Source organism: Streptomyces sp. FH025 (assembly GCF_017427025.1).
Lineage (GTDB): Bacteria > Actinomycetota > Actinomycetes > Streptomycetales > Streptomycetaceae > Kitasatospora.
The window spans coordinates 1-10,317 of record NZ_JAFLNG010000236.1 but is presented as its reverse complement, the minus strand read 5'-3'; the positions used below and the strand labels follow the sequence as shown (position 1 = coordinate 10,317).

Annotated in this window: 8 protein-coding genes; 6 read left to right on the top strand and 2 right to left on the bottom strand. The window is 72.2% G+C overall.

The window, feature by feature from the left end:
- On the top strand, positions 1-1,343 hold a 1,343-nt coding region (locus J0670_RS18290; protein ID WP_207812683.1), incomplete at its 5' end, for a S41 family peptidase.
- Positions 1,344-1,346: 3 nt separating this feature from the next.
- On the opposite strand, the gene J0670_RS18285 is transcribed toward J0670_RS18290, so the two are convergent.
- Positions 1,347-2,954, bottom strand: a complete 1,608-nt coding sequence (locus tag J0670_RS18285) for an ABC-F family ATP-binding cassette domain-containing protein (protein ID WP_207812682.1) — start codon at positions 2,952-2,954, stop codon at positions 1,347-1,349.
- Between the two features lie 565 nt (positions 2,955-3,519).
- Between J0670_RS18285 and J0670_RS18280 the strand changes: the two genes are divergently transcribed.
- The 4 genes from J0670_RS18280 to J0670_RS18265 all read left to right on the top strand — a co-directional run bounded on the left by J0670_RS18280 (position 3,520) and on the right by J0670_RS18265 (position 8,236).
- On the top strand, positions 3,520-4,698 hold the full coding sequence (locus tag J0670_RS18280) for a serine protease (RefSeq protein ID WP_207812681.1): 1,179 nt from the start codon (positions 3,520-3,522) through the stop codon (positions 4,696-4,698).
- Between the two features lie 337 nt (positions 4,699-5,035).
- Positions 5,036-6,673, top strand: a complete 1,638-nt coding sequence (locus tag J0670_RS18275; RefSeq protein WP_207812680.1) for an ABC-F family ATP-binding cassette domain-containing protein — start codon at positions 5,036-5,038, stop codon at positions 6,671-6,673.
- A gap of 127 nt (positions 6,674-6,800) precedes the next feature.
- Positions 6,801-7,475, top strand: coding sequence for a nitroreductase family protein (locus J0670_RS18270; RefSeq protein WP_207812679.1), 675 nt, complete (start codon positions 6,801-6,803; stop codon positions 7,473-7,475).
- Positions 7,476-7,633: 158 nt separating this feature from the next.
- On the top strand, positions 7,634-8,236 hold the full coding sequence (locus tag J0670_RS18265; RefSeq protein ID WP_207812678.1) for a GNAT family N-acetyltransferase: 603 nt from the start codon (positions 7,634-7,636) through the stop codon (positions 8,234-8,236).
- A gap of 20 nt (positions 8,237-8,256) precedes the next feature.
- Here the strand turns inward: J0670_RS18265 and J0670_RS18260 are convergent, their stop codons facing one another.
- Complete coding sequence (locus J0670_RS18260) at positions 8,257-9,213, bottom strand: aldo/keto reductase (RefSeq protein WP_207812677.1); 957 nt, start codon at positions 9,211-9,213, stop codon at positions 8,257-8,259.
- Positions 9,214-9,738: 525 nt separating this feature from the next.
- On the opposite strand from J0670_RS18260, the gene J0670_RS18255 reads away from it, so the two are divergent.
- Positions 9,739-10,317 (top strand): choice-of-anchor C family protein (locus J0670_RS18255; protein WP_207812676.1); only part of this gene is annotated, 579 nt, incomplete at its 3' end.

The window sequence follows — 10,317 nt, the reverse complement described above, 5'->3', positions numbered from 1 at the left end:
TGGACGGCTACGGCCTGGTGGCCGTGGTCGCCGGGGACCGGCTGACCACCTACGACGTGACCGCGCACAGCTGCGTGCCGGGCTGGATAGTGGCGGACCGCCGAGGCGCGCCCGGACCCGACGGCACCACCCGGTTCGTCATCGACGACAACGCCCTGACGCTCACCCCGCAGGGCACCGACGCACTGATCCAGCGCGCGGAAGGCTCGGCCGGGACCACGATGCTGAACCGGCTCGACGCCCTGCCGGCGCTCTGCACCCGGCCGGCGCCGAACGACCCGCTCTCAGTCTTCGACCGATTCGCCGAGACCTTCGCGGAGAACTACCCCTTCTTCGCGGCCAAGCGGATCGACTGGCCCGCCCGCTGCGCCGAGGAGCGCCGGAAGATCGGCCCTGCGACCACCCCCGACGAGCTCCAGCAGGCGTTCGTCCGGCTGCTGGACCCGCTCGACGACGCGCACACCAGCTTGGCCCGGGTCACCGACCGCCCGCACGGCGTCTTCAGCGGGCGCCGCCCGGGCACCGAGCCGCCGACGAAGGCCGACCTGGCCCGGGCCCGGGAGGCCGTCGCCGCCCAACTCGCCGGACCGGTACGGACCTTCGGAGCCGGACGACTGACCGTCGGCCAACTCCCGGACGGCCTCCGCTACCTGCGGGTGGATTCCTTCAGCGACTACGCGGACGGCTTCTTCGTCGCCCAGGCCGAGGAGCTCGACCGCGCACTGGACACCCTGCTGGCCGACCCGGACCGGATCGCCGGGCTGGTGATCGACGTCCGGGTCAACGGCGGCGGCTCGGACGTGCTCGGGCTGCAGATCGCCTCCCGGCTCACCGACCGCCCGTACGTCGCCTACCGCAAGGTGGCCCGCGACGACCCGGCGGATCCGACCAGGTACACCCGGCCGCAGCCGATCACCGTGCAGCCCTCGAACGGCAGGCACTTCACCGGACCGGTGGCCCTGCTCACCTCCTCGGCGTCGATCAGCGCGGCCGAGACCTTCACCCAGGCCCTGATGGGCCGCTCCCCTCACGTGGTCCGGATCGGCCAGAACACCCAGGGCGTCTTCTCCGACGTCATGATCAAGACCCTCTCGCCGGACTTCATGGTGGCGCTGCCGAACGAGAAGTTCCTCACCCGCAGGGGCACCAGCTTCGACGGACCCGGCATCCCTCCGGACATCCGCACCCCGGTGTTCACCCCGGACGAGCTGGCCGGGCTCAGGGACTCGGCCCTGAGCACGGCCCGCAGGGTGCTCAGGGCCGAGGACTCCCGAGGAGACACCAGGGGGAACTCCCGAGGGGACTCCCACGGTGACACCCCAGGGGACCGGGACGAGCAGTAGCCGCTACATCGGGTCCACCGCCCTCAGTTCGCCGTCCAACTCCAGCCACCTGGTCAGGCCCAGGCCGCGCAGGAACGGCAGGTCGTGGCTGACCACGATCAGCGCGCCCTGGTAGGCGGCCAGCGCCTGGGTGAGCTGGCGGACGCTGGCGAGGTCCAGGTTGTTGGTCGGCTCGTCGAGCAGCAGCAGCTGCGGCGGGGGCTCGGCCAGCAGCAGCGCGGCCAGAGTCGCCCGGAACCGCTCGCCGCCGGAGAGGGTGCCGGCGGGCTGGTCGGCCCGGCCGCCGCGGAACAGGAAGCGGGCCAGCCGGGCGCGGATCGCATTGTCCCCCGCGGCGGGGGCGAACAGCTTGACGTTCTGCACGACGCTGAGCCCGTCGTCCAGCAGGTCGAGCCGCTGCGGAAGGTGGCGCAGCGACACCGGGGCGGTGATCTCCCCCTCCAGCGGGGCGAGTTCGCCCGCGATGGTGCGCAGCAGGGTCGTCTTGCCCGAGCCGTTGCGGCCGACCAGCGCGATCCGCTCGGGGCCGCGCAGGTCGAGGTCGGCGGTGGCGCCGCAGGACAGCCGGACCTTCTGCAGGGTGAGGACGGTACGGCCGGCCGGCACGGCGGTGCGTGGCAGGTCGATCCGGATCTCGGCGTCGTCGCGCACGGCCTCCTCGGCCGCGGTGAGCCGCTGTTTGGCCTCCTCCAGTCGTTCGGTGTGCATGCCGGTCAGTCGGCCCGCCGTCTCCTGGCCCTTGCGCTTGAGCATCCCGGCGAAGATGTGCGGGTCGTTGCGGGTGACGGAGCGCTTCTTGCCGTAACTGGCGCTGCGCTCCAGTCGGGTACGGGCTTCGACCAAGTCCCGCTTCTGGCGCTGGACGTCGGCCTCGGCGTTGCGCAGCAGCCGTTCTGCCGTCTCCTGCTGGGCCGCCAGGGTGCGCTCGTAGTCGGCGAAGTTTCCGCCGTACCAGGTGACTTCGCCGTCCCGCAGGTCGGCGATCTGGTCGACGTGCCGGAGCAGCTCGCGGTCGTGGCTGACGATCACCATGACGCCGCTCCAGCCGGCCACCGTCTCGTAGAGCCGCTCGCGGGCGGCCCGGTCGAGGTTGTTGGTGGGCTCGTCGAGCAGCAGCACGTCGGGGCGGCGCAGCAGCAGGGCGGCCAGCCGCATCAGCACGGCCTCGCCGCCGGAGAGTTCGCCGGTGGTGCGGTCGAGGCCGAGGCGGTGCAGGCCGAGCCGGTCGAGGGTGGCGCGGGCGCGCTCCTCGACGTCCCAGTCGTCGCCGACGGCGTCGAAGTGCCTCTGGTCGGTGTCGCCGGACTCGATGGCGTGCAGGGCCTCGCGGGCGGCCCGGATGCCGAGCGCCTCGTCGACCCGCAGCCCGGTGTCGAGCGTGAGGCCCTGCGGCAGGTAGCCGAGTTCGCCGTCGACCCGGACGGTGCCGCCGGTGGGGGTGAGCTCGCCGGCGATCAGCCGCAGCAGGGTGGACTTTCCGGCGCCGTTGAGGCCGATGAGTCCGGTGCGGCCGGGGCCGACGGCGAGGTGGAAGCCGTCCAGTACGGGTTTGCCGTCCGGCCACTCGAACGAGAGGTCGGTGCAGAGGACGGCGGTGGTGGGTTGTGCCATGTAGGGCCTCCCGGGCGGTTGCTGAAGGGGGTGATGAGCAACACGGGGAGACACCGCGGGTGCGGGACCGGAACGGCCGGAGGACAAGGCGGCGAAGGAAACGGAAGAAGTCGCCACAGGGCCGTGACTGAGGTCGCACACACGCACACCACGCGACGGCAGCAGGGCCTGCGCGGCGGGGCGGTGTCCCGGGACCTCAGTAGAGCAACGGCCTTCTCCTTGTCTGGCTGATGACGTGGACCACGCTAGGGACGTCGAGGAACGCGTGCAACCGAATTTCCGAGCGCTGGGCGGAGAGCCCCTGACAGGAGGCCCACCGGGGGCCTCGGCGAAGGCCTCGGCGAAGGCCCCGGCAGTGGCCCCGGCAGTGGCCCCAACAGAGGCCCCGACGAAGGCCACGTGCCGATCCGGTGCCGATCCCGTGACAGACCCGTCCCGGTCGGGGCCGGATGTAAGGAGTCCCTCAACCGCGTGGCAGACTCCTCCCCTGCCATACCCGCCGCGGTTCCGGGCCGTACCCGGGCAACGGGCCGTACGGCGGTAGTCAACAGGGGGATTTGAATTCATGTCACCGATATCCCGGCCGCGCCGTGCCGTTCTGGGCGCCTCCGTCGCCGCGCTGACCATGGTGGTCGCCACCGCCTGCGGGCCGGACAACAGTGACCCGGTCGGCGCCCAGACCGCCGCGCCCTCGGTCGCGGCCAGCGAGTCCGGGAAGCCGGGCGCGGCTCCGATCAAGCTGCCGACGATCGAAGAGCTGAAGACCTGGAAGCTCGAGGACTGGGACAAGTGGGCCCAGGCGAACGTCATCACTCCTGCGGCCAAGGGCTACTGGACGCTGCAGAAGCTGCTGAACGCCAAGCCCAAGCCGCTGCCGCAGCCGGCCCAGGACCCGACGCAGACACCCGCGCAGCCCACCGCCGCCCAGCCGCCGACCGGCCCGGACCAGCTGCCGAGCGTCGTCCCGGCGAAGCCCGTGGCGCACCCGTTCCCGAAGAACATGCACGTCAACGGCAAGATCTTCTTCAAGGACGGCAACGAGGACTACGTCTGCTCCGGCACCGTCGTCTCCGACCCGGCCAACCCGGGCAAGAGCAACCTGGTGTGGACCGCGAGCCACTGCCTGCACGGCGGCAAGGGCAACAAGTACTACACCGACATCACCTTCGCCCCGGCCTTCAACAGCAACGGCGTACTGAGCAACGGCGACAAGCAGAAGGCCAAGCTGGAGGACGCCGAGCCGTACGGCGAGTGGAACGCGACGGCCGGCATGGTCTCGCCGCAGTGGACCGCCGAGGCCGACCCGGAGAAGGGCGGCCCCTGGAGCCAGTACGACTTCGGCATCATCAAGGTCGCCAACCCCGACCCGAAGGGCAAGTCGCTGGAGGAGACCGTCGGCGGCTCGGTGCCGCTGTGGTTCAACGCGCCGCGCGACCAGCTCTCCGGCGTCGCCAACTACGGCTTCCCGGAGGGCAAGCCCTTCGACGGCGTCGAGCTGGAGCACTGCGACGGCGGCAAGCCCGCCAAGAAGACCGGTGACCCGAGCCGCCCGGCGATGCTGGTGATCGGCTGCAACATGACCGGCGGCAGCAGCGGCGGCGGCTGGTACGCCACCAAGGACGGCAAGCCGGCCCTGGTCAGCGACACCTCCATCGGCAACGGCGCCAACACCTACGAGGCCGGCCCGTACCTGGAGGACGTGGCGCAGCACATGTTCGACTACTTCTCGAAGAAGGCCAAGTAACCAGGACGGACGTACGACCAAGACGCACGTGCCACCAAGACGGACGTACGACCTAGCCGGACGTACGGCTAAGACGGACGTGCCGCCAACACGGACGTACGACCAAGCCAGACGTACGGCTAAGACGGACGTACGACCAAGACGCACGTACCGCCAACACGGACGTACAACCAAGACGCACGTACCGCCAAGACGGACGTGCCACCAACACGGACGTACGACCAACCCCGCCGAGTGATCGGCGGCTGGTTCCCGTCTCCGGGGGCCGCGGCTGCCACAGCCGCGGCCCCCGGGCTTTTCCGGCCGGGGCCCCGCTCCTCCTACAATCGGCCCCATCATGAGCGCCACACTCGTAGTCAAGGACCTCAGCGCCGGCCACGGCGAACGCACCCTCTTCTCCGGCCTGGACCTGGTCGTCGCCCCCGGTGACGTGATCGGCCTGGTCGGCGTGAACGGCGCCGGGAAGTCGACCCTGCTGCGCCTGCTGGCGGGCCTGGACACCCCCGAGGGCGGCTCGCTCAGGCTCAGCCCGGCCAGCGCCAACGTCGGCCACCTGCCGCAGGAGCCGGAGCGCCGCGAGGGCGAGTCGGTGCGCGACTTCCTCGCCCGGCGCACCGGCGTGACGGCCGCGCAGGCCGCACTGGACGAGGCCACCGAGGGCCTGGTCGAGGGCCGCCCGGGCGCCGACGACGCCTACGCGGCGAGCCTGGACCGCTGGCTTGACCTCGGCGGCGCCGACCTGGAGGAGCGGGCCGAGGAGGTGGCCGACTCGCTCGGGCTGAAGGTCTCGCTGGACCTTCCGATGACGGCGCTGTCCGGCGGCCAGGCCGCCCGCGCGGGCCTGGCCTCCCTGCTGCTCTCCCGCTACGACGTCTTCCTGCTCGACGAGCCCACCAACGACCTCGACCTGGAGGGCCTGGAGCGGCTGGAGTCCTTCGTCAAGGGCCTGCGCGCCGGCACCGTGCTGATCAGCCACGACCGCGAGTTCCTGGCCCGCACCGTCACCAAGGTGCTGGAGCTGGACCTGCACCAGCGGCAGGTCAACCTGTACGGCGGCGGCTACGAGGCGTACCTGGAGGAGCGGGCGGTGGCCCGCAGGCACGCCCGCGAGGAGTACGAGGAGTACGCCGACACCAAGTCCTCGCTGGAGGCCCGGGCTCAGATGCAGCGCAACTGGCTGGAGCACGGCGTGCGCAACGCCCGCCGCAAGGGCGGCGACAACGACAAGAAGGCCCGCGCGACCCGCTCCGAGTCCACCGAGAAGCAGGCCGCCAAGGCCCGGCAGACCCAGCGGATGATCGAGCGCCTGGACGTGGTCGAGGAGCCGCGCAAGGAGTGGGAGCTGCGGATGGAGATCGCCACCGCTCCGCGCTCCGGCTCGGTGGTCGCGACCCTGCGCGGGGCCACCGCCCGGCGCGGCGACTTCGCGTTCGGCCCCGTGGACCTGCAGATCGACTGGGCCGACCGGGTCGCCATCACCGGTGCCAACGGCGCGGGCAAGTCCACGCTGCTGGCCGCCCTGCTCGGCCGGCTGGAGCTCGACGGCGGCAGCGCCGCCCTGGGCTCCGGCGTGGTGGTCGGCGAGGTGGACCAGGCGCGCGGCCTCTTCCTGGGCGGGGAGCCGCTGCTGGAGGCCTTCGCGGCCGCCGTGCCGGAGCTCTCGCCGGAGGACGTGCGCACCCTGTTGGCCAAGTTCGGCCTCAAGGCGGTGCACGTGCTGCGCCCGGCCGACACCCTCTCCCCCGGCGAGCGCACCCGGGCGGCGCTCGCGCTGCTCCAGGCGCGCGGCGTCAACCTGCTGGTGCTGGACGAGCCCACCAACCACCTGGACCTGCCCGCGATCGAGCAGCTGGAATCCGCGCTCGGCTCCTACACCGGCACCCTGCTGCTCGTCACCCACGACCGGCGGATGCTGGACACCGTCGCGGTGAACCGGCGGATCGAGGTCCGGGACGGACGGGCGCACGAGCTCTGACCCCCCTCGCACGAGCTCTGACCCCCTCGCGCATGACCCCTGCCCCCGCGCGTAGCACATGACGGTCCCGCCGGGAATTGGTCTCGACCTCTTCCCGGCGGGACCGTCATGTGCTGTGCTGTGCGCCATGGTTGACAGCGCACTGGCAGGGACGCCCTACCCGACCGTCCCGCTATCCCCGATGACGGTGCCGGCCCACGAGGCCGAGGACCGCGGCAAGGCCTTCCACGACGTGATGGCGCAGCGCCGGACCGTCCGCGACTACTCCACCCGCCCGATCCCTGACGGGGTGATCGAGTGGGCGGTCCGCACGGCGGGCACCGCGCCCAGCGGTGCGCACGTCCAGCCCTGGCGGTTCGTGGTGATCACCGACCCGGAGCGCAAGCGGCGGCTGCGCGAGGCGGCCGAGGCCGAGGAGCGCGAGTTCTACGGCCACCGGGCCTCCGAGGAGTGGCTGGCCGCGCTGGCGCCGATCGGCACCGACTGGAACAAGCCCTTCCTGGAGGACGCGCCGGCCGTGATCGTCGTGTTCGAGGTGCACAAGGGGCCCAACTCGCCGCGCCCGTACTACACCAAGGAGTCGGTGGGGATCGCGGTCGGGCTGCTGCTGGCCTCGCTGCACCAGGCCGGGCTGGCCACGCTGACCCACACGCCGAGCCCGATGAGGTTCCTCAACGAGGTGTGCGACCGCCCGGCCGAGGAGCGTGCCGCGTACGTGATCCCGGTCGGCTATCCGGCCGAGGGGGCGCGCGTACCCGACCTGCGGCGCAAGGAGCTCGACGAGGTGATGATCCGGCTCTGACGCGCCGGGGCCGCGGCGGGCACGCCCCCCGTCTGGGGGAAGCCCTGGGGGAAGCCCGAGAGAACCCCGGGCGAATCCCGGGGCAATCCCGGGCAATCCCGGGGGAGCCCGGGAAAACCGGATGGTGACAGGTCCTGGCCAAGGCCATAATCGCCGCCATGAGCCAAGCACAGCCACGCTCCTGTGAGCCCGCCCGGGCCGCACTGGAGGCGACCACCGGGCGGCCGCCCGAGCTGCTGCGGCTGCCCGGCGGTCTCTCGCTGCACCGCCGCCGCAGCTCCCACGCGGGCGCGCTGAACCGGGCCGTCCGGGCCAACCTGGACCACCTGCGGCCCTGGATGGAGTGGGCCGCCGAGGCGCCCTCCCGGGCCCGGACCACCGAGCTGACCCGGGCCGGCACCGCCGCCTGGGACGCCGGCACCGACTTCATGTACCTGGCCGGTCTGGACGCCGAACCGGGCCGGGTGGTCGGCGCCTTCGGTCTGCACGGGCGGATCGGCCCGGGCGCGCTGGAGATCGGCTACTGGGTCGCGGCCCGGCACGTCGGCCGGGGCATCGCCACCACCGCGGCCGGGGCGCTGACCGAGGCCGCGCTGGCGCTGCCCGGGATCGCGCGGGTGGAGATCCGCTGCGACCGGGCGAACGGCGCCAGCGCGGCCGTCCCGCGCAAGCTCGGCTACCGGCTCGACCGGGTGGCCGAGGCCGCCGTCCGGGCTCCGGCCGAGACCGGACGGCAGCTGGTGTGGGTCATGGAACGCTGAGCTGCGAAGATCAGCGCAGCTCAGAAACGCCCGCCGGCCGCCTCCGGCAGCGCGTCCAGCTCGGCCAGGTCGGCGGCCGAGAGCTCGACCTCGGCCGCGCCCGCGTTGTCGACCAGGTAGCGCGGCGTCTTGGTGCCCGGGATCGGGAAGACGTACCGGCCCTGTGCCAGCACCCAGGCCAGCGCGACCTGCGCGGGCGTGGCGCCGATCCGCTCGGCGACCGCCCCGACCCTCCCGACCAGCTCCAGGTTGGCCTTCAGCGCGTCCTGCTGGAAGCGCGGCATCCGGCGGCGGTAGTCGTCGGCGGGCAGCTCGTCGAAGGAGGAGATGCTGCCGGTCAGGAAGCCCCGGCCGAGCGGCGAGTACGGCAGGAAGGCGATGCCCTGCTCCTCGGTGTACGGCAGCACCTCGGCCAGCACGTCCCTGGTCCACAGCGACAGTTCGGTCTGCACCGAGGCCACCGGGTGCACCGCCTGCGCCCGCTTGATCTCCTCGACGCTCACCTCGGAGAGCCCGATCCGGCGGGCCTTGCCGGCCTGGACGGCCTCGGCGAGCGCGCCCCAGGTCTCCTCGATCGGGACGGCCGGGTCGACCCGGTGCAGCTGGTAGAGGTCGACGTGGTCGGTGCGCAGCCGGCGCAGGCTCTCGTCGATCGAGCGGCGCACGTGCTCGGGGCGACCGTCGCGGTCCGCGGCCTGGCCCATCCCGCCCGGGACGACGCCGACCTTGGTGGCGAGGAAGGCGCGTTCGCGGTACGGGCCGTCCAGCGCCGCGCCGACCACCTCCTCGTTGGTGAACGGGCCGTAGATGTCGGCGGTGTCGATCAGGGTGACGCCGAGGTCGAGCGCCTGGCGGATCACGCCGACGGACTTCTCGTCGTCCCGGTTGTGCACGTCGTAGGCGAAGGTCATCCCCATGCAGCCGAGGCCGATGACGCCGACCTCGGGGCCGTTGCTGCCGAACGGGGCGTTGCGCATGACGGTGCTCCTGTCTGTTTCCGGCTGTTCTCGCAGTGCTTCGGGAACTGCGAGTGGAACGGATCCGACGGTCGATCAAGTTCCGTGGTGGATCAAGGAGTCCAGCTTCCACCTTGGAGGGCGCTCAAGGTCAAGCCCGGCCGAAAACGACCGACGGTAACGACCGGCAATAACGACCGACGGAAACAACCGGAAGACCGTGGGCCACCGATCGCTCATATGCTCATCAGGCCACCACGAGGGCACAGGCGGGGCGCGCGCCTCCGGTTTCACCACCGGGCTTGAAGAGCCGGTCGTCGACCCGCGGTATTCGTACCCGGACGATCCATCGGGCCACCGCCGGGCGGCCGTCCGACAAACCGGCGCGCGAGAGCCCGTCCACGGCCGGTCCGCACCACCGGGCGCCGACCGCCCGGCCTTGGCAGGGCTCACCACGACGGCCGAGGCTCTGCCCGCGGCCGATCGACTCGGCCCGCCACCACTGGAAGATCGGCCCTTCGCCACTGGAACCGGGGAGGAACACCCATGTCGCTCTCGCGCACCCGAACCGCCGCCCTCGCCCTGCTCGTCGCCGCCGGCCCCGCGCTGGCCACCACCACCCTCGCCGCGCCGGCCCAGGCCGCGAACCGCGCCTCCAGCCACTTCGACGACGGCAGCTTCGAGTCCCCCAAGGCCCCGGCCAACGCCTTCACCGAGTACAACGCCGGCCAGCTGTTCGGCCCGTGGCGGGTCGTCAGCGGCAGCGTCGACCTGATCGGCGCGGGCATGTGGCAGGCCGCCGAGGGCGACCAGTCGCTGGACCTGAACGGCGCCGACAGCGGCACCATCGCCCAGACCTTCACCACCGTCCCCGGCACCACCTACTCGGTCACCTACGCGCTGGCCGGCAACCCCGGCGGCGGGCCCGCGCTGCGCACCGGGCAGGTGCTCGTCGACGGCCAGGACTTCCAGGACTTCTCCTTCGACATCACCGGCAAGACCCGGACCGCGATGGGCTACGTGGGGCGACAGTTCACCTTCGTCGCACAGAACTCCTCCACCACGCTGAGTTTCCGGAGCACCGTCGCCGGCGCGTTCGGGCCGGTGCTCGACAACGTCCAGGTC

Excerpts from the sequence above, each read along its gene's own strand:
- J0670_RS18265 (WP_207812678.1), top strand. The coding sequence starts at position 7,634 with ATGAGCCAAGCACAGCCACGCTCCTGTGAGCCCGCCCGGGCCGCACTG.
- J0670_RS18280 (WP_207812681.1), top strand. The coding sequence starts at position 3,520 with ATGTCACCGATATCCCGGCCGCGCCGTGCCGTTCTGGGCGCCTCCGTC.
- J0670_RS18260 (WP_207812677.1), bottom strand. The coding sequence starts at position 9,213 with ATGCGCAACGCCCCGTTCGGCAGCAACGGCCCCGAGGTCGGCGTCATC.
- J0670_RS18270 (WP_207812679.1), top strand. The coding sequence starts at position 6,801 with ATGGTTGACAGCGCACTGGCAGGGACGCCCTACCCGACCGTCCCGCTA.
- J0670_RS18285 (WP_207812682.1), bottom strand. The coding sequence starts at position 2,954 with ATGGCACAACCCACCACCGCCGTCCTCTGCACCGACCTCTCGTTCGAG.
- J0670_RS18275 (WP_207812680.1), top strand. The coding sequence starts at position 5,036 with ATGAGCGCCACACTCGTAGTCAAGGACCTCAGCGCCGGCCACGGCGAA.